14 protein-coding genes, 1 tRNA gene and 1 pseudogene are annotated in these 19,261 nt (G+C 72.6%); 8 read left to right on the forward strand and 8 right to left on the reverse strand.

Features of this window, described 5'->3' with window-relative positions; all coding sequences use genetic code 11:
* Positions 1-48: 48 nt before the first annotated feature.
* Together JNO54_RS06120 and JNO54_RS06125 are read right to left on the reverse strand one after the other, a co-directional pair.
* Positions 49-1,377: an ABC1 kinase family protein gene (locus JNO54_RS06120; RefSeq protein WP_233703195.1), complete on the reverse strand. Its 1,329-nt coding sequence runs from the start codon at positions 1,375-1,377 to the stop codon at positions 49-51.
* A complete protein-coding gene (locus tag JNO54_RS06125; RefSeq protein WP_204143098.1) occupies positions 1,365-2,264 on the reverse strand; it encodes a hypothetical protein in 900 nt (299 codons plus the stop codon). The genes JNO54_RS06120 and JNO54_RS06125 overlap by 13 nt, the downstream gene beginning before the upstream one ends.
* 128 nt (positions 2,265-2,392) lie before the next feature.
* Here JNO54_RS06125 and JNO54_RS06130 point away from each other — a divergent pair, with 128 nt between their 5' ends.
* Positions 2,393-2,968 (forward strand): SprT-like domain-containing protein, encoded by a 576-nt coding sequence (locus JNO54_RS06130; RefSeq protein WP_204143099.1) that lies wholly within the window; start codon positions 2,393-2,395, stop codon positions 2,966-2,968.
* On the opposite strand, the gene JNO54_RS06135 is transcribed toward JNO54_RS06130, so the two are convergent.
* Both JNO54_RS06135 and JNO54_RS06140 read right to left on the reverse strand, forming a co-directional pair.
* Positions 2,952-3,515 (reverse strand): NUDIX hydrolase, encoded by a 564-nt coding sequence (locus JNO54_RS06135; RefSeq protein ID WP_307818080.1) that lies wholly within the window; start codon positions 3,513-3,515, stop codon positions 2,952-2,954. The two genes, JNO54_RS06130 and JNO54_RS06135, sit on opposite strands and share 17 nt — an antisense overlap.
* Positions 3,508-4,947 (reverse strand): zinc-dependent metalloprotease, encoded by a 1,440-nt coding sequence (locus tag JNO54_RS06140; protein ID WP_307818081.1) that lies wholly within the window; start codon positions 4,945-4,947, stop codon positions 3,508-3,510. Before JNO54_RS06140 ends, JNO54_RS06135 begins: the two co-directional genes overlap by 8 nt.
* Before the next feature lie 93 nt (positions 4,948-5,040).
* Between JNO54_RS06140 and JNO54_RS06145 the strand changes: the two genes are divergently transcribed.
* The gene (locus JNO54_RS06145; RefSeq protein ID WP_204143100.1) at positions 5,041-6,117 is read left to right on the forward strand and encodes a YlbL family protein; all 1,077 of its coding nucleotides are present in this window, start codon (positions 5,041-5,043) and stop codon (positions 6,115-6,117) included.
* A gap of 55 nt (positions 6,118-6,172) precedes the next feature.
* Here the strand turns inward: JNO54_RS06145 and JNO54_RS06150 are convergent, their stop codons facing one another.
* Positions 6,173-6,736 (reverse strand): PPA1309 family protein, encoded by a 564-nt coding sequence (locus JNO54_RS06150; protein ID WP_204143101.1) that lies wholly within the window; start codon positions 6,734-6,736, stop codon positions 6,173-6,175.
* An 82-nt stretch (positions 6,737-6,818) separates the two neighbouring features.
* Between JNO54_RS06150 and JNO54_RS06155 the strand changes: the two genes are divergently transcribed.
* The 6 genes and pseudogenes from JNO54_RS06155 to JNO54_RS06180 all read left to right on the forward strand — a co-directional run bounded on the left by JNO54_RS06155 (position 6,819) and on the right by JNO54_RS06180 (position 15,907).
* On the forward strand, positions 6,819-9,797 hold the full coding sequence (locus JNO54_RS06155; RefSeq protein ID WP_204143102.1) for a UPF0182 family membrane protein: 2,979 nt from the start codon (positions 6,819-6,821) through the stop codon (positions 9,795-9,797).
* Between the two features lie 94 nt (positions 9,798-9,891).
* A tRNA-Met gene (locus tag JNO54_RS06160) sits at positions 9,892-9,968 on the forward strand.
* A gap of 834 nt (positions 9,969-10,802) precedes the next feature.
* Positions 10,803-12,203, forward strand: coding sequence for an NAD(P)/FAD-dependent oxidoreductase (locus tag JNO54_RS06165; RefSeq protein ID WP_372430708.1), 1,401 nt, complete (start codon positions 10,803-10,805; stop codon positions 12,201-12,203).
* Between the two features lie 47 nt (positions 12,204-12,250).
* Positions 12,251-13,261: pseudogene (locus JNO54_RS06170) on the forward strand (M16 family metallopeptidase); the annotation flags it as partial.
* 487 nt (positions 13,262-13,748) lie between these two features.
* Entirely contained in the window at positions 13,749-14,903 is a 1,155-nt protein-coding gene (locus JNO54_RS06175) for a M16 family metallopeptidase (protein WP_233703522.1), read from the forward strand.
* Between the two features lie 176 nt (positions 14,904-15,079).
* Entirely contained in the window at positions 15,080-15,907 is an 828-nt protein-coding gene (locus JNO54_RS06180; RefSeq protein WP_204143105.1) for a putative endonuclease domain-containing protein, read from the forward strand.
* Positions 15,908-16,037: 130 nt separating this feature from the next.
* Here the strand turns inward: JNO54_RS06180 and hisN are convergent, their stop codons facing one another.
* From hisN to aroA, 3 genes are read right to left on the reverse strand one after another with little or no spacing between them, the layout of a single operon-like run.
* On the reverse strand, positions 16,038-16,835 hold the full coding sequence (gene hisN, locus JNO54_RS06185; protein WP_204143106.1) for a histidinol-phosphatase: 798 nt from the start codon (positions 16,833-16,835) through the stop codon (positions 16,038-16,040).
* Positions 16,836-16,872: 37 nt separating this feature from the next.
* Positions 16,873-17,952 (reverse strand): ribosome small subunit-dependent GTPase A, encoded by a 1,080-nt coding sequence (rsgA, locus tag JNO54_RS06190; RefSeq protein WP_204143107.1) that lies wholly within the window; start codon positions 17,950-17,952, stop codon positions 16,873-16,875.
* Positions 17,952-19,256 (reverse strand): 3-phosphoshikimate 1-carboxyvinyltransferase, encoded by a 1,305-nt coding sequence (gene aroA / locus JNO54_RS06195; RefSeq protein WP_204143108.1) that lies wholly within the window; start codon positions 19,254-19,256, stop codon positions 17,952-17,954. Before aroA ends, rsgA begins: the two co-directional genes overlap by 1 nt.
* Positions 19,257-19,261: the final 5 nt, after the last annotated feature.

Here is a 19,261-nt window from a genome sequence, read left to right on the forward strand (position 1 = left end):
CGTGCGAAGGGGGGGCGGCAGGAGCCTTGGCTCGTGCGAAGGGGGGGGTCAGGTGGGGTCGGCGAAGCCAGGGAGGTGCCGCTCCATCTGGGCCCGCGCCGGCACCTCGGCACTGATCTGGCAGAGCACCGCGGTGCTGCCGAGGAAGACGCGGTGGATGAGCAGGTACTCCGGGGGCAGGTTGAGTCGGGTGCTCGTGGCGAACTCCGGGGTCCGGATGTCGCGCAGCGCGGCCGAGACACCCTGGAGCCACTCCCGGCTGAAGTGATGACGCTCGTGGACCAGCGGCTCGATGAAGGGCCGCAGGTAGGCCAGCATCTCGTCGGCGTCGACGCGCACGCCCGGCCGGACGAAGCCCTCGGCCCGGAGGCCGTCGATCACAGCCCCTGCATCACCGGCGAGTGCGTCGCGCACGAGCGGACCGATGACCGGCGGCAGCCCCTCTGGGAGCCGCGCGACCGCACCGAAGTCGACGACCCCGAGCCGCCCGTCGGGCGTGAGCCGGAAGTTGCCGGGGTGCGGGTCGGCATGGAGCATCCCCGCGCGGGCGGGCGAGCCGAGCGTGAAGCCGAGGTAGAGCTCGCCGACGGCGTCGCGCACGTCCTGGTCGGCCTCGCGGATGATCTGGCTCATCGGCACGCCGTCGAGCCACTCCGTGACGAGCACGTGCCCGCTGTGCGCGACGACCGCCGGCACCGCCACGTCAGGGTCGCCGACGTACGCGTCGGCGAAGGCCCGCTGATGGCTTGCCTCGAGCGCGTAGTCGAGCTCCTCGTCGGCCCGCTCGAGCAGCTCATCGGTGACCGCCTTGACGTCGAGGCCGGGGGCGAAGGACCCCACGAGCCGGGCGAGCCGGGCGATCTGCTGGAGGTCGGAGCGCAGCGCGACGTCGGCGCCGGGGTACTGGATCTTCACCGCCACCGTGCGGCCGTCGTGCCAGGTGCCGCGGTGGACCTGGCCGATCGAGGCGGCAGCCACCGGACGGGGGGTGAGGTCGGTGATCTTCGTGCTGCGCCAGCGCGGCCCGAGCTCACGGGCGAGGATCTCCTCGACGTCGGAGAGCGGCATCGGCGGGGCGGCGTCCTGGAGCTTGACGAGCATCTCGCGGTACGGCTCGACGAGGTCGTCGGGCATGGCTGCCTCGAGCACGCTGAGGGTCTGGCCGACCTTCATCGCCCCGCCCTTGAGCGAGCCGAGCACGGAGAAGAGCTGCTCGGCGGCCCGACGCTGCATGTCCTCGTTGACGCTGGCCGCCGACTCTCCGCGGACGCGGCGGCCCAGCCCGGCGGCCGTGCGCCCGGCGGCGCCGAGCGGCAGGCTCGCGAGACGGGCGGTACGGCGGGCGGTGCCCCGGGGGATCTGGCTCACACGGCCCATTGTGGCGGGTCGACCTGATCGTCGCCCGAGAGAGGGACTCCCGCACCTGCGGCGACCCCGGGTCCGCACCGTGGGCAGGTCGGTTGCCGGGACCAGTGGCGGCGCTCGAAGGTCGGTCCGGGTGCGAAGGCGTCGATCGACCACCCGGTGGGCGCCGGCCCGTCGGTCAGCGCCTCGAGCGCCAGGCTGGCCGCGATCCCCACGAGGATGCTCCGTGTCGTCGCAGCGGTCTCGACCGGCACGAGCGGGCCGACGCGCGGTCCGCTGATCTGGGCGCGGATCCACGACCACCCTGGGTCGAGCGCGAGCCGGGTCAGCTCGAGGCACTGGAGGCACGGACCCTCACCCGGCACGACGAGCGGCCCGACGCTCGCGTGGTCGGGCCCGCACCACACGGGCAGGTGGGGGACGCCGGCCAGCCGCCAGGCCTCGCCCGCCCCGGCAGGGACGGGCACGGTGCTCGTGATGATCGCGAGGTCGACGCGCCCCTCGGTCTCCTCGTCGGCGATGTCGTGGACGCGCCGCTGCACGTCGGCGAGCCCGGCCTCGCGGAGGACCTCGGTGAGGTGCGCGGGCACCGTGCCCGCACCGATGACGGCGACCCTCCGGGCGATGGCGGGCGCTCGCTCGGCCTCGGTGACCAGCCCCTGCGCGACGAAGGCGTCGATGATCTCGCCCGCCCGGTCGCGCGCGATGCCGTGCCCGGCCGCGTCGGCGATGACCGCTGCCCGCACCCGTGACCCGTCGAGCGTGGCGAGCCAGCGGCACTCGTGCGCGCTGACCCCGGTCGCGACGAGGGCCGTCCGCGGGTCGAGCCCGAGCTGGATCGAGCCGTCCGGGCGGGCGAGCGGATGGATCGGGCGGGTCAGTCGGGGGCGCAGATCCATCGTCGGTCCTCGTCGTCGCATCGGTGGTCCGGCCACACTGTCACCAGGCGGTCCGGTGGCGTCCTGGGTTGTCCACAGGGGCGAAGGGGGGAGCCGTCGTTGTCGCTCCGGCCGCCTAGGTTGTCGGCATGGAAGGTTTCTCCGACGTCGAGATCCGGCGCAGCCGGCGCCGCCGCAAGACGGTGTCGGCACATCGCGAGGGTGACCGGCTCGTGCTCCTCATGCCCGCCGGCCTGAGCGCCCGTCTCGAGGAGCGCTACGTCAAGGAGCTCGGGGAGAAGGTGCTGGCGCGCGAGCAGCGCCGACGGCCGAGCGACAGCGACCTCCTCGAGCGGGCCGCGCGGCTCTCCGACCGCTACCTCGAGGGCCGGGCGGTCCCGTCGAACGTGCGCTGGGTGACGAACCAGAGCAGTCGTTGGGGGTCCTGCACGACGAGCGGGCGGACGATCCGGCTGAGTCACCGGTTGCGTGGCATGCCCGACTACGTCATCGACTACGTCCTGCTCCACGAGCTCGTCCACCTGCTCGTCCCCGGCCACGGGCCGGACTTCCACGCGCTGCTCGACCGTTACCCCCGCGTCGAGCGCGCGAGCGGTTACCTCGAGGGCTGGTCGGGGCGTGACGGCTCGGGTGGGGTCGGGGACGACGAGGCCGTCGACGGCGACGGCGACGAGACCGGAGGAGGTGTCAGCCCAGTCGGCTGAGCGCCGCCGCGACGAGCGGCCCGATCTCGTCCGCAGAGTCGGCCGGCAGGGCGTCGACCGGCCACCAGGCGAGGTCGAGCGACTCCTCGGAGATCTCGTGGGCGGCTCCGGCAGCGGCGACGGCGACGTACCGGACGTCGAGATGCCAGGTGCACCGGCCGAAGGAGCCGACGAGCTCGTGCCGGTCGAGGTGCACGGGGTCGGGGTGCAGCGTCAGCGCCTCGACGGGGATCCCCGACTCCTCGACCGCCTCCCGCAGCGCCGCGGCCACCACGTCGGGGTCGCCGGGCTCGAGGTGCCCGCCGAGCTGGAACCAGCGGCCCGCCTTGGCGTGCAAGGTCAGCAGCACCTGCGTGCGGGTGTGGTCGAGCACGAGGCAGCCCACGGTGAAGTGCTCCGGCGGTCCCACCTTGAGCACGGCGTCCGGGTGCTCGCCGAGGTGCGCGAGGTACTCGTCACGCAGCCCCGCCTGCTCCGAGGATCCGGGCTCCCACGCGCGCAGCACCCGGCCGAGGTCGGCGCTGAGCCGCCCGACCGGGTCACTCACCCGTGCCGGCCTCGTCCTCGAGCAGCGCCGCGAGCTCGGCGTCGAAGTCGATGCCCGAGGACGCACCCTCGGTCCCCTCCGACCCCGCCTCGGACCCCTTCGCCCCCGTGCTGCGCTCGACGTAGCCGATGACGTCGTCGAGGTCCGCCGAGGTCGGCGCGACGTCCGGGTGCGCCCAGGCCGCGTCCCGCGCGGCCGGGCCGCCGGCCGACTCCAGGGCGGCGAAGAGGTTTGCCGCGTCACGCAGCCGACGAGGCCGCAGCTCGAGCCCGACGAGCCCGGCGAAGGTCCGCTCGGCCGGTCCGCCCGTCGCCCGGCGCCGCCGGATCGTCTCGGCGAGCGCGTCCGTGCTCGGGAGGTGCCGGCCGGCAGCCTTGGCGGTGACGACGTCGACCCAGCCCTCGATGAGCGCGAGCCAGGTCTCGAGCCGGGTGAGGGCCGCCTTCTGCGCGGGGGAGGGCTGGGGCTGGAAGAGGCCGCCCGAGAGGGCCTCCTGCATCGCCCCGACGTCGCTCGGGTCGAGGTCGGCGACGGCCCGGTCGACGGCGGAGGTGTCGATGGCGATCCCGCGGGCGTACTCCTCGACGGCGGCGAGGATCTGCGGGCCGACCCAGGGCACGTCGACGAAGAGCCGCATCCGCGCGGTCTCCCGGACGGCGAGGTGCAGCCACACCTCGTCGATGTCGACGTCGAGCCCCTCGGCGAGCTCGGCGATGTTCGCGGGCAGGAGGGCAACCCGGTCGGTGAGCAGCGGGATGCCGACCTCGGTGCCGGTGACCGTGTCGGACGCGAGCGCGCCGACGGCCTGGCCGGTCTGAGCGGTGACGATGGCGCTGCCCATGCGGTCGATCATCGGGGCGAGCTGGCCCGCGAGCGCGAGCGGGTTGGTGCCCTCTGGCACCCCGAGCGCGGTGAGATTGGGAGCGTCTGGGCCGCTGAGCTGGGCGGTCATCGAGTCGCGGATCGCGCCGGAGATCCCGTCGGAGACGGGCTCGACGAGCCGGGCCCACAGCGGCATCGTCGCCTCGACCCAGGCCGTGCGCGACATGGCGACGCCGGTGAGCGCGGGAGCCTCGAGATCGGTCACCTCGTCGAGCCACATCCCGGCGATCCGGACGGCCTGCTCGGCGAGGCCGGCCTCGCGCCCGCCGATCTCGGGGTCACCGGCCTCCTCGGCGACGCGGGTCGCCGCCGCCGTCGCGGCGGTGAGGTCCACCCCCTTCGCCGTGGCCGTGGGGTTGAACATCGCGCGCATCTGGTCGGCCATCGCGCGGACCTGGGCCGGGTCGGCGTCGCCGAGGCCCATGGCCGACAGCTGCCGGCCGATCTCGGGGGGCAGCGGGGCGCCGCCGGTGAGGTCGCGGAAGATCGCGGCGATCTCCTCGGGCAGCTCGTCGCCGTTGCCGCTGGTGGGGTCGACGGGGTCTGTCACGTGCGCTCCTTAGGATGGGACGTCTCGTAGAGCCAACCACGGGGACCCCTCAGAGGTTCCCGCGCCGTCCCCCCCACGATCCGGAGCATCATCATGGACCCTCGCCGCGCCGACTCACTCGCGTGGCAGATCATCCGTGTCTCGGGCGTCCTGCTCGTGATCGCCCTGCTCATGTCGGTGATCAAGGTGCCGTACGCGATCGAGGCGCCGGGTCCGGTGAGCGACACCCTCGGCAGCCGGGGCGAAGGGGAGTCCGCGGCTCAGGTGGTGACCGTCACCGGGGCCAAGAGCTACCCGACGGACGGGAACCTCTACTTCACGACGGTGTCGGTCAACGGCAGCCCGGACGAGCACATCAACGTCTGGGAGTGGATCGGCGGGCACCTCGACGACGACGCGATCGTCGTGCCGGAGGAGCGGGTCTTCGGCACCGGGAACTCGCAGCAGGAGATCCGCGAGATCAACGCCGCGGAGATGCAGGGCTCGCAGAAGAGCGCGATCGCCGTCGCCCTGCGCTCCACCGGCCACGAGGTGGGGCAGGACAACGTCGTCGCCTCGATCGTCGAGGACTACCCGGCGGATGGCAAGCTCGAGCTCAAGGACAAGATCCTCGCGGTCGACGGGAAGCGCCAGGAGCGGGTCAGCGACCTCGTCGCGGCGATCTCGGACCGGGGCGTCGGTGACACCGTCGAGCTGACGGTCGACCGGGGCGGGGTGGAGCGCCAGGTCCGCCTTCGTGCCGAGGACATCGGCAACGGCCGCGCGGGCATCGGCATCGGCATCGAGCCGATCTACGACTACCCGGTCGAGGTGCGCATCGACGCAGGCAACGTCGGGGGCCCGAGCGCCGGCGCGATGTTTGCCCTCGCGATCCACGACGTGCTCACCCCCGGCGAGCTGACCGGCGGGAAGTCGCTCGCCGGCACCGGGACGATCAACGACGGCGGCGCCATCGGCCCGATCGGAGGCATCCGGCAGAAGATGGTCGGGGCCCGGGAGGCCCAGGCCGAGTACTTCCTCGCCCCGGCGGACAACTGCGCCGAGGTCGTCGGGCACGTCCCGGAGGGGCTGACGGTGCTCGAGGTGGCCGACTTCGAGTCGGCGGTCGCCGCGGTCGAGGCGGCGGCGACGGGGGACGTGGCCGGCCTGCCGTCCTGCGGGACCCGCTGACCCCTGCCCACCGTGCCCGGGGGGTCGTGAACCTTGCCCGGGCGGTTGTGGTCGCTCAGGCCTCGAGGGTCGAGCGGAGCGCGTGGACGAGGCCGGGGGCGATGTCCTCACCCATCGCGACGCGGTCGTCGCTGTCGTGGGCGCGCTGACGGAGCAGGCAGATGGCGCGGCCGTCGCGGTGCACGGCGACGAGGAGCCGCACGTCCTGGCGGTCGGGGTGCTGGGCGAGCTGCTCGGCGGCCTCGGTGGGGTCCTCGGGCAGGTCGCGCTCGGCGCCCGGCGGGACGACGACGCGCTCGAGGGCGACCGCCGCGCCGTGCACGGTGTCGGGCCAGGCGAGGCGGCCGAGGAGGCTCTCGATGCTGCTCGTCCGGGCGTAGCCCTCCTGCTCGATCGCGGTGATCGCGCCGGGCACGAGATCGGTCACCGACATCGTCTCGCGCAGGCCGGGCTCGGCGGCGAGCAGCTCGGCGGTCTCGACGAGGGCGAAGACGCGGGGCGCCTGGTCCCAGCCGCGGTCGGCGACATGCTTCTCGGTCTCCAGCGCGCACCGGGCCAGGGGCTCTGTCACGGGCTGGGATGCGGGCTGGTCGGGCGTCGAGTTCGGCACGAAGGACATGGTGCCGCACGCGCGTCCAGGCTCGGTAGGTAGGTTGGGCCCCGCCGCGGCCGCCGGGGCCGCGACGAGGACGAGGTAGTCGATGAGCTCAGACCTGCCACCGGACGAGGGGCGTACGGACGCAACGCGTCCAGAGCCCGACGCGTCCCGCACCCGCACCCGCGGCCTGCGCATCCTCGGCGTCCTCGCCGGGATCATCATCGCGGTCCTCGTCGCGACGAGCATCTGGACCGAGGCGCTGTGGTTCGACGCTCTCGGCTACGGCTCGCAGTGGTGGGTGCGGATCCGCACCGAGCTCTTCCTCTTCGTCGCCGGTGCGCTGCTCCTCGCGGTGCCGCTCGCCGCGAGCATGGTCATCCCCTTCCGCACCCGCCCGGCCCTGTGGCCGAGCAGCCCGGGGGAGCGGGCCCTGGCCCAGTACCGCCAGGTGATCGACCCGGCCCGCAAGCACCTGGCCATCGGGCTGCCGACGCTCTTCGGGATCATGGGCGGGCTCGCCGCGGCCGCGCAGTGGGAGCCCTTCCTCCTGTGGCGCAACGGCCAGGCGACAGGCACGACGGACCCGCACTTCGGCAACGACGTCGGCTACTACCTCTTCGACCTGCCCTGGTACTCCTTCGTCGTCGGCTACCTCACCGTCGTCGCCGTGGCGTGCCTCATCGCCGCCGCCTTCGCGCACTACGTCTACGGCGGGCTGCAGCCCCCGGGACGGGCGCCGTCGACCCGCGCCGCGTTCCTCCACCTCGGCATCATCGGGGCGGTCCTCGTGCTGCTGCGCGGCGTCTCCTACATCCTCGACGCGCACGCGCTGACGACCAACGAGACCGAGGTCCTCACGGGCATCGGCTACACCGCGGCGCACGCGATCATCCCGGTGAAGTACATCCTCGCCGTCGCCGCCGTGATCTGCGCCGGCCTCTTCCTCGCGTCCGTGCGCACCCGCAGCTGGCGGCTGCCGGTCATCGGGGTCGCCACCCTGCTCGGGCTCTCGTTCATCGTCGGCAACATCTACCCGGCGCTCGTCGAGACCTACAAGGTCACGCCGTCGCGGTCCTCGCTCGAGCAGCCCTACCTGCAGGAGAACATCGACTTCACCCGCGAGGCCTACGGCGTCGCCGCGGTCGAGCCGCAGCCCTACGACGCGGTCTCCGAGATCTCCGCCGGCCAGCTGCGCGAGGACGCCCGGACGATCCCCGGCATCCGGCTGCTCGACCCCAACGTCACCGGCCCGACCTTCAAGCAGCTCCAGGCGCAGCAGCCGTACTACTCCTTCCCGGACGACCTCGACGTCGACCGCTACGACATCGACGGGCGCTCGACCGACACGGTCGTCGGTGCCCGCGAGCTCGACCTCTCCCGGGTGCCCGCCGACCGGCGGGACTGGGTCAACGACCACACCGTCTACACCCACGGCTACGGTCTCGTGGCGGCCAAGGGGTCGGAGGTCTCGTCGGGAGGGACGCCGGCGTGGTTCGACCTGCAGCAGGTCGCCGAGCACGAGCCGCGCATCTACTTCGGCGAGCGGATGCGTCACTTCTCCATCGTCGGCGCGGCCGACGGGGCGGCGCCCCGTGAGGTGGACCAGCCGACCGGCGGCACCGAGAGCCGGTACACCTACGAGGGTGAGGGTGGCGTCTCGATCGGCTCACCCCTTCGCCAGCTCGCCTACGCGATCACCCACCGGGACGTGAAGTTCGTCCTCTCCGACGCCGTCGGGCCGCAGTCCCGGTTGCTCGAGCACCGGACCCCGCGGGAGCGGGTCGCCCGCGTCGCCCCATGGCTGACCCTCGACCACGACCCGTACCCGACCGTCGTCGACGGACGGATCCTCTGGGTCGTCGACGGGTACACGACCTCGCGGACCTACCCGTACAGCAGCCGGTTCAGCGTCTCCGGCGTCCAGGAGGGCACCGTCTCCTCGATCGAGACGCAGCGCCGTGCCGCGATCAACGCCGACCGGGTCAACTACATGCGCAACTCGGTCAAGGCGACGGTCGACGCGTACGACGGCACGGTGACTCTCTACAAGTGGGACGAGGAGGATCCGGTCGTCGCGGCGTGGGACCAGGCCTTCCCCGATCTCATCACCCCGCGCTCGGAGATCAGCGGCGAGCTGATGAAGCACCTGCGCTACCCGGAGGACCTCTTCCGGATGCAGCGCGCGGTCCTCGCCGACTACCACGTGACCTCGGCCCGTGACTTCCGCGCCGGGCAGGACCGCTGGCGGGTGCCGAACGACCCGACCGTCCTCGCCGACAAGAAGGTCGCGCAGCCGCCGTACTACCTCACGATGGCGATGCCGGGGCAGACCGCGCCGACGTGGTCGCTCACCTCGACGTACATCCCCAACGGCGACCGCGAGGTCATGGCGGGCTACCTCGCCGTCGACGCCGACGCGGGGGAGAAGGCCGGCGAGCCCGCCGAGGGCTACGGCCAGCTGCGGATGCTCGCGGTCCCGCGGTCGACGACGGTCCCCGGCCCCGGGCAGGTGCAGAACGACATCGCGAGCAGCTCGGTCAAGGGTGCCGACACCGACCAGACCCTCACCGACTACCTCAACAACAACAACCGCGGCTCGAGCCGCGTGCTGCTCGGCAACCAGATGACGCTGCCCGTCGGCGACGGCTTCCTCCACGTCGAGCCGGTCTATCTCGCGGGCACGACGGACAACTCCTACCCCTCGATGCGGGTCGTCATCGTCTCCTTCGGCGGCCGGTACGCGTGGGCGCGCACGCTCGAGGGGGCGCTCGACGAGCTCTTCGGCGGGGACGCCGGCGTCGGGTCGGGCACCGGTGGCACACGTCCGCCGACGCAGGAGCCGACCGGGCCGCTCACCGGCCAGGAGCGGGCGCTGCGCGAGGCGATCTCGGACATGGAGGCCGCGTACGACAAAGGCCAGGAGGCGCTCAAGGAGGGCGACCTCGAGGCCTACGGCCAGGCGCAGAAGGAGCTCCGCGAGGCGCTCACCGAGGCTGCTCGCAACCAGCCGGGTGGTGGGTCGGTGACCCTCGAGGAGCCGGCAGCGGACGGCGAGGAGCCGGCCGACGGCGAAGGCGGATGACCCCTTCGTCCCGCCGGCTGAGGTGCGAGCGCCAGCGAGCCGAAGCCCGATTTGGTCGCCACCGGTCGTTCACGTAAAGTTGGCAGAGCAACGACGCGGGGTGGAGCAGTTCGGTAGCTCGCCGGGCTCATAACCCGGAGGTCGCAGGTTCAAATCCTGCCCCCGCTACCAAGTAGGGCCCCTGACTAGCGGAATCGCTGAGTCAGGGGCCCTACGTCATGCCTTACCGGCTCCGAGCCCTGACAAAACCCCTGACAGTGCATGGAGAATGGAAGCGATTCGCGCGCTCGCCTCAGCCTCGACTCGAGTCGAGTCGATGCATGAACCGCATCAGCATCGTGTTCCCAAAGCTGCGACCGCGGAACTTCGCGGCGAACCCCAGCGCACGCTTCCAGCCTCCCCGGTCACCAGCGCGCCGACGGAGTCGCTGAGCTTCTTCTGAAGCGCTTCGAGCTTCTCCTCGCGGGCCGCGAGGTCTCAGGCTTGTACTCGCATTCCCGTTCCTCCTGACAGTCGTTGTCGAAGGACAGGTGTGCGAAGTCAGTCGAAGGGCACGTTCCAGAACGTGCCCTTCGCACTCGCTTATACTTGACCGCGAGGATGTCGATCGGCTTGATGTCGGGGTCGGCGGCCAAAAGATCGGGGCCAACCTCCTGGAGTGCCGCCGGGATCTGGCCGTTCACGTGCGCCTGGCGACCCTCCTCGCTCTCGAAGGTGTCGAAGATGCCGTAGGTCGTGTCGTCGAGCCGGAACGCCTACCAGGTGACGGTGCCCTCCTCTTGGGCGGCCAGCTCGCGGCCCTGCTTCAGGACTCGATGCAGCCACATTGACTGCGCTCCTCATGGAGCCCATGTGTGCTGCTTGTGTGCCTCCTGTGGATCTCGACACCGCCGTTCCGAACCCCGGCGACGGCGGTCCGGCGGCGCCCCGCCCGGACGCCCTGAGACGCAGCCCGCGACGACGCGACGCCGTACCCCTTCGCCGTCTTCGGGCACAATGGTGAGGGTGACCTCATCAGCTGCCGCCCCCGCCCGTCATCGCGTCGTCGTCATCGGCTCCGGCTTCGGGGGGCTCTTCGCGGCGAAGGCCCTGCGCCGGGCGGACGTCGACGTCACCCTCATCTCGCGGACGACGCACCACCTCTTCCAGCCGCTGCTCTACCAGGTGGCCACCGGGATCCTCTCCGAGGGCGACATCGCGCCGACGACGCGCGACATCCTCGCCGACCAGGACAACGTGCAGGTCCTCTTCGGCGAGGTCGAGCACATCGACGTGGACCAGCGCGTCGTCCACCACCGTGCGGTCGGCCGCACGACAAGCACGGAGTACGACTCGCTGATCCTCGCGGCCGGCGCCGGGCAGTCGTACTTCGGCAACGACCAGTACGCGCGGCACGCGCCGGGGATGAAGAACATCGACGACGCGCTGGAGCTGCGCGGGCGGATCTTCGGGGCGTTCGAGCTGGCCGAGCTTGCCGAGGACCCGGCGGAGCGGGAGCGGCTGCTGACCTTCGTCGTCGTCGGCGCGGGCCCGACGGGCGTGGAGATGGCCGGCCAGATCGCCGAGCTGTCGCAGCGCACGCTCAAGAACGAGTTCCGGACGATCAACCCCTCTGACGCGCGGGTCGTCCTCGTCGACGCTGCGCCGAAGGTCCTCGCGACCTTCGGCGACCGGCTCTCCGGCAAGTCCAAGGCGAGCCTGGAGAAGCGCGGGATCGAGGTCCAGCTCGGGGCCAAGGTCGTGGGCCTCGACGAGACGGGCATCGACATCGAGGACGCCGACGGGTCCACCCGCCGCATCGACGCGACGACGAAGGTGTGGGCCGCGGGCGTCAGCGGGTCGCCGCTCGGCCGGATGGTCGCCGAGCAGACCGGCGCGGAGGTCGACCGGGCCGGTCGCGTCCACGTCGAGGACGACCTCACCCTCCCCGGCCACCCGGAGATCTTCGTCGTCGGCGACATGATCAACCTCAGGGGCTACCCGGGCGTCGCCCAGCTGGCGATCCAGGGTGGCCGCTACGCGGCCGACCAGATCGAGCGCCGGCTCGACGGCAAGCCGGCAGCACCCCCCTTCGTCTATCGCGACAAGGGGTCGATGGCGACGATCTCCAAGTACTCGGCCGTCGCGTCGATCGGCAAGGTCAACTTCTCCGGGTTCATCGCCTGGCTCGCGTGGCTCGTCGTGCACCTCATGGCGATGGTGGGCTTCAAGGCGCGGGTGTCGACGCTGCTCAAGTGGATGATCACCTTCATCGGCGACAGCCGCGGCGAGCGGGTCACGACGGTGCAGCAGATCTTCGCGCGCAACGCGATCGACGACCTCGGGCACGAGATCGCGTACCCGGCCCTGCCGACCGGTCCGTCGGACGAAGGGGTGGTCCGGGGCGAAGGGGAGCCGGCCGCCTGATCGTGGGGTCGGGCGGCTCCGCCGGGGCGGCGACATAGGGTGGCCCAATGCCGTTGGACTTCCCCATCGAGACGAGGACCCTGGCGAACGGCCTGCGCGTCGTCGTCCAGCCTGACCACACCAGCCCGACCGTCACCGTCAACCTCTGGGTCGGCGTCGGCAGCCGCCACGAGGCGCCCGGCAAGACCGGCTTCGCGCACCTCTTCGAGCACCTGATGTTCCAGGGGAGCGCGCAGGTCGCCGAGGGCGAGCACTTCCAGGCGCTCATGGGCGTCGGCGGGCGGCTCAACGCGACCACCTGGTTCGACCGGACGAACTACTTCGAGACCGTCCCGACCGGCGCGCTCGAGCTCGCCCTGTGGCTCGAGTCCGACCGGCACGCCGCGCTCCTCGACGCGGTGACCCAGGAGAACCTCGACAACCAGCGCGACGTCGTCAAGGAGGAGAAGCGCCAGCGCTACGACAACCAGCCGTACGGCCAGGCGCTCGCCACCGTCTACGCGACGGTCTTCCCCGACGGGCACCCGTACCATCACCCGACGATCGGGTCGATGGAGGATCTCGACGCTGCCTCGCTCGAGGACGTCCACGCCTTCTTCCGCGAGCACTACGCGCCCGACAACACGGTCCTCACGCTGTGCGGCGACGTCGCCCCCGAGCGCGGCTTCGCGCTCGCCGAGCAGTACCTCGGCTGGATCGAGAGCCACGCGGCCCCGCGCCGCGCCAACCTCGAGCAGCTCGCGCCGCTCGACGCTCCCGAGCGGGTGGACATCACCGAGGCCGAGGTGCCGAACGACCGGCTGCACATGGCATTCCGACTCCCCGGTGAGTCGGCGCAGGGTCGCCGCGAGTTCCTCGCCTGCTCCATCGCGCTCGACTGTCTCGCCGGGCTGAGCTTCTCCCCGCTCGAGCAGCAGCTCGTCCGGACCGAGGGCAGCGCCAACCACGTCGAGGCCACCGCGATGGGCTTCGTCGACGGCGTGAGCCTCGGGCTCATCGTCGCCGACATCGCCGACGGCGCCTCGATGGATGCCGTCGAGGAGACGGTCTGCGCCGCCCTGCGCACGCTCGCCGCCGACGGGCCGAGCGAGGCCGAGATGGCCGCCGTGCTCGCCCAGACCGAGCGAGCCTGGCTCTCCGCGCTCGCCGCCAAGGACGAGCGCGCCGACGTCATCAGCCACTACACCCTGCTCCACGACGACCCCGGCTACATCAACACCTTCCTCGACGACGTCGCCTCGATCACCGCCGAGAGGTGCGGGCCGCCGCCGAGCGCTGGCTGCGCCCCGAGTCCCGCGCCGTCGTCGCCTACCGCGCCCCCGCGCGCACGGAGGCCGCCGCATGACCACCCAGGCACAACCCCTTCGCCCCGAGGTCCTGCCCGCCGAGGCCTGGACCTTCCCGACCCCCACCGAGCGCACCCTGCCCAACGGCCTGCGCGCCCTCGTCCTCGACGTCCCCGGCCAGTACGTCATCTCCGTGCGGCTCACCCTGCCGCTGCCGCTGCGTGCCGAGCCGCTCGACAAGGAGGGCGTCGCCTGGATCATGGCGCGGCTCCTCGACGAGGGCACCGAGCAGCACGACCAGCGCGAGCTCTCCGAGATGCTCGAGCGGCGCGGCATCGCGATCGGCGCCGGCATGAGCGAGGGCGCCTTCGGCGTCGACCTCGACGTGCCGCAGCGCTGGCTCGGTGAGGCGCTCGAGCTGATGACCGAGATCGTCAGCACGCCCGCCTTCGCCGACGCCGAGGTGGCCCGGGCCGTCCGGACGCGGCTCCAGGACATCGAGCAGGAGCGCGCGTCCGCCCCGCACCGTGCGCTGCGCGAGTACGCCGCGACGTACTACGACCCGCAGACCCGGGCCAGCCGACCCGGCGCCGGGTCGGCGCAGACCGTCGCCACGATCACCCGTGAGGACGTCGTCCGCTTCCACCGCGAGCACGTCCACCCGCACGGCGGGACCGTCGTCGTCGCCGGCGACCTCACGGACGTCGACCTCGACGCGCTCCTCGACCGCACCCTCGGCAGCTGGGTCACCGACGGCCTGGCGCGCGAGTGGACCCGCGAGTCCGCACCCCGCGCCGCCGACGCCGCCCGGGTCGTCCTCGTCGACCGACCGGGCTCGGTCCAGTCCGAGCTCGTCGTCGCGACCTCCGGCCCCGACCGGCGCGCGGCGGAGTGGCCCGCCTTCCCCGTCCTCGGCTACCTCGTCGGCGGCGCACCCAACGCCCGCATCGACGCGGTGCTCCGCGAGGAGAAGGGCTACACCTACGGCATCCGCAGCGGCTTCCGCCCGCGCCAGGTCGGCGGGACCTTCCTCGTCACCGGCTCCGTGCGCGCTGACGCGACCGTCGACTCCCTGCGCCTCCTCGACGAGATCCTCCGGGGTGTCGGCGACGGCGTGAGCGAGGACGAGACGCGGGCCGGGGTCGACTTCGTGACGCTCACCGCGCCGGGGCGCTACGACACCGCCGACGCCCTCGCCGACGAGCTGACGCACCTCGCCGCCGACGGTCTCCCGCTGACCTTCACCTCCGACACCGTCGCCGCGATGCGCCGGCTCACCCCGGCCGATCTCGACGCCGCCTGGCGCGAGCACGTCGGTCGGGAGTGGACGATCGTCGTTGTCGGGGACGCTGCCAGCTACCGCGACGAGGTCGAGGCGCTCGGGCTCGGGCCGGTCACCGTCGTCCCCGCCTGAGCCCTCGTTTCCAGCCGGCGAGCAGAGTCCGCTGTCCTGAGGTCATCGCCACCGGATATAGGTGCCGATGACCTCCAGACAGCGGCATGTGCACATGACTTGCGGCTGGCGGCGCGCTGTCCACAGCGTCTTACCCACCCCGGCCCGGGCGGGCCGACACCGACAGGGTCGTCGGCATGGTCATCTACTCCCACAGCCAGCTCCGCGAGGAGCACAGCCGTCGTGACATCGAGAGCTTGGTGTCGGCCGGGCGGATCGTGCGAGCAGGTCGGTGGCTGGTCACGCCCGACGAGTCCGACGCAGTGGTCCTGCCCCTTCGGGCAGGATGCCGACCCACGTGCGCGACGGCTGCGCGTCATCACGGTCTGTGGACCCCCAGGAGCTCACGCATCCACGCCTACCGACCTCGGACACCGCGGCTGTCCGGTGGCTTGCTGGCCCATGGCTGGGAAGACCGGTGGGTCGAGGAAGACCCCGTCGCATCACCAGGGCTGCTGCTCCGGCACGCCCTGCGGTGCCTGTCCCCGGTCGAGGTCGCGATCCTGGCCGACTCGGCCGTGCACCTGGAGAAGGTGCATGAGGCGGATGTCGCCGCGCTCCGACGGGGGGCGCCGCGCCGCGTGGCGCGGGTGCTCGCCCGGGTCGATGGTCGTGCAGAGTCGGGGACCGAGAGCCGGGTACGGCTGCTCTTTGCCCTCAAGGGGGTTGAGGTCGAGCCGCAGGTCGTCATCGACGGGGTGGGCCGCGTCGACCTGAGGGTGGGCCGGAGCTGGATCATCGAGTGCGACAGCCGCAAGCACCACACCGACAAGCAGGCATACACACGCGACCGCCGGCGGGACAAGGGCGCGCGGCTCCTCGGCTACCTGACGACCCGGCTGACGCACGAGGATGTCGAGGAGGCCTGGCCGACGACCCGGTCGGAGCTCCTGGCGATCCTGCGCACGGGTGAGCACCTCCGCGAGCCGGCGGATCGAGCTCGGCAGCGGCGTCGTCGGCGATGAGCCTGTGCCCAAGTCGCTGTCAGGCAGTCACGGGCACCGGATATAGGTGCCTCCGACCCCAGGACAGCGATCTGTGCACAGAGGTCACCCCAGCCGTGTCGGTGTGGCGGCTCGGGCCCCCGTCGTGGGCTCAGCCGGCATCTCGCGCGAGGCGCTCGAGATAGGCGTCGTGGAGCAGTCCGTTCGACGCGAGCGCGTTGCCGCCCCACGGGCCGGTCTCGCCCTCGAGCGAGGTGAAACGCCCCCCGGCCTCGGTGACGATCGCGACGAGCGCCGCCATGTCGTAGACGGCGAGCTCGGGCTCGGCCGCGGCGTCGACCGCACCCTCGGCGACGAGCATGTAGGACCAGAAGTCGCCGTATGCCCTCGTCCGCCACACCTCCGAGGTGAGCCGGAGGAAGGACATGCCGCGCCCCTCCTGCCGCCACCCGTCGATCGAGGAGTAGGAGAAGGACGAGTCCTCGACCCGGCCGACCTTCGAGACGTTGATCTGCTCGGCCTTGGACAGCGAGCGCCCGGTCCAGGCGCCGCCCCCCTTCGCCGCCCACCACCGGCGGCCAAGTGCCGGCGCGGCGACGAGACCCATGACGCACTCGCCGTCCTCGACGAGCCCGATGAGGGTGGCCCAGACGGGGACGCCGCGGACGTAGTTCTTCGTGCCGTCGATCGGGTCGATGATCCACTGGCGCTGGCTGTGCCCCGTCGGCTCGAACTCCTCACCGATGACGGCGTCACGGCTGCGCGCGCGGGCGAGCTGGGAGCGGATCGCGGACTCGCAGTCGCGGTCGGCCTCGGTCACCGGGGTGAGGTCGGGCTTGGACTCGACGACGAGGTCGCTCGAGCGGAAGCGGTCCATCGTGATCCGCTCGACCTGGTCGGCGAGGACGTGGGCCAGCCGCAGGTCGTCGGCGTAGTCGCTGGGATCCATGGCGGTCAACGTATCCGACGCGGACCGCGTCGGCCGGTCAGTCCCCGGTCTCGGGGGTGCGGGCCCGCAGCAGCCGGCGGAAGGAGTCGAGCCGCTGCTCGCCACCGATCCCGGCACGCCCGTCGGCCACCCATGCGTCGAGGGCGCACTCCGGCTCGTCGTGGGTGCACCCGCGCGGGCAGCCCTCCTCGGCACCCTCGGCCAGCTCGGGGAAGTGCTCGATGATCTGGTCGGGCTCGACGTGCGCCAGCCCGAAGGACCGGATGCCCGGTGTGTCGATGATCCAGCCGGGCCGTTCGTCGGTAGGAGCCTTGGCTCGTGCGAAGGGGGAGTCGGGGGCGGGGGGTAGCCGCAGCCCGACGGCGGAGGTCGAGGTGTGCCGCCCGCGGCCGGTGACGTCGTTGACGTGGCCGGTGGCGCGGTCGGTGCCGGGGACGAGTGCGTTGACGAGCGTGGACTTGCCGACGCCGGAGTGCCCGACGAGCACCGACACCCGCCCCGCGAGCCGCTCACGCAGCTGGGCCAGCCCGTCGCTGCCCGGCTCGAGCACGGCGGTGACGACGTGCGGCACGTCGAGCGGGGCGTACTGCGCGAGGAAGTCCTCCGCGCTCGCGAGGTCGGACTTCGTGAGCACGAGCAGCGGGTCCATGCCGGCGTCGTAGGCGGCGACGAGGCAGCGGTCGATGAGACGCGGTCGCGGCTCGGGGTTGGCGAGCGCGGCGACGACGACGAGCTGGTCGGCGTTGGCGACGATGACGCGCTCGACGGGGTCGGTGTCGTCGGCGGTGCGCCGCAGCACGGTGTCGCGGTCCTCGATCCGCACGATCCGGGCGAGCGTGTCGGGCGTGCCGGAGGTGTCGCCGACCATCGCGACGCGGTCGCCGACGACGATCGAGGAGCGGCCGAGCTCGCGGGCGCGCATCGCGACGACGACCCGCTCGGGTCCGGCGTCGTCGGCGGGAACGAGGGTGGTGCGGCGGCCGCGGTCGACCCCGGTCACCATGCCGATGACGGCGTCGGCATGCGCGGGGCGGTCCTTGGTGCGCGGCCGGGAGCCCCGCCGGTTGGGGCGGACGCGGACGTCGCTCTCGTCGAAGTCCTTGCCGCGCCGGGCCATCAGTGCTGCCCGAGCATGTCCGACCACAGCGTGGTGAAGGTCGGCAGCGTCTTGGCGACGGTGCCCGCGTCGGTGACGAGGGTGCCGGGCGCGCGCAGCGCGAGGACGGCGCCGGCCATGACCATCCGGTGGTCGGCGTAGGTCCGCATCGCGTGGGGGCGAAGGGGGGAGCCGGCCCGGGGTCGGATCGCCAGGCCGTCGTCGAGCTCGTCGACCTCGACTCCGAAGCCGTCGAGCTCGGTGCGCAGCGCGGTGATCCGGTCGGTCTCGTGCCCGCGGATGTGGGCGACCCCTCGGATCCACGAGGGCCCGTCGGCGAGCGCGGCGAGGGCGGCGACGACGGGGGTGAGCTCCGCCTCGTCATGGAGGTCGATGTCGATGGGGGAGACCCGCCCGTCGCCGGTGACGGTCAGCCCGGTGGGGTCGAGCGTCACGGTGCCACCCATGAGCTCGAGGATCTCCCGCATCCGGTCGCCGGCCTGCGTCGTGTGGCCGGGCCACGCCGGGACGTGGACCGAGCCCCCGCAGACGAGCGCGGCGGCGAGGAAGGGCCCGGCGTTGGAGAGGTCGGGCTCGACGGTGACGTCCAGCGGCAGCAGCTCGCCCGGCTCGACCCGCCAGGTGTGCGGCTCGGAGTCGTCGACGACCGCGCCGGCGTCCCGCAGCGCCTCGACGGTCATGTCGATGTGGGGCAGCGAGGGGACGGGCTTGCCGTCGTGAACGACGGTCACGCCCTCCTCGAAGCGTGCCCCCGCGAGGAGCAGCGCCGAGACGTACTGCGAGCTGGCTGAGGCGTCCATGACGACGCGGCCGCCGCGCACACCCCCTTCGCCCTCGATGACGAAGGGGAGGCTGCCCCGGCCCTCGTCCTCGACCCGGACCCCCAGGGCCCGGAGGGCGTCGAGGATCGCGGCCATCGGCCGCACTCGGGCCTGCTCGTCGCCGTCGAAGGCGACCGGGCCGCGGCAGAGGGCCGCGACCGGGGGCACGAAGCGCATGACGGTCCCGGCGAGCCCGCAGTCGACCTGGCCGCCGCCCCGCAGGGTCGCGGGGGTGACGATCCAGTCGGGGGAGGCCGCCCCCTTCGCCGCGGTGGCGTCCTCGACGCCTGTGCCGAGCGAGCGCAGGGCCTGCGCCATGAGCTCGGTGTCCCGGGAGCGAAGGGGGGAGCGCAGTCGGGAGTGGCCGCTGGCCAGCGCCGCGAGGACGAGGTAGCGGTTGGTCAGCGACTTGCTGCCGGGGAGCGTGACGGACGCGTCGAGGGGACCGGGGCTCGCCGGTGCCGACCAGTCAGGGTGAGGCATGGGTC

The organism is Janibacter endophyticus, from assembly GCF_016888335.1.
Classification (GTDB): Bacteria; Actinomycetota; Actinomycetes; order Actinomycetales; family Dermatophilaceae; genus Marihabitans; species Marihabitans endophyticum.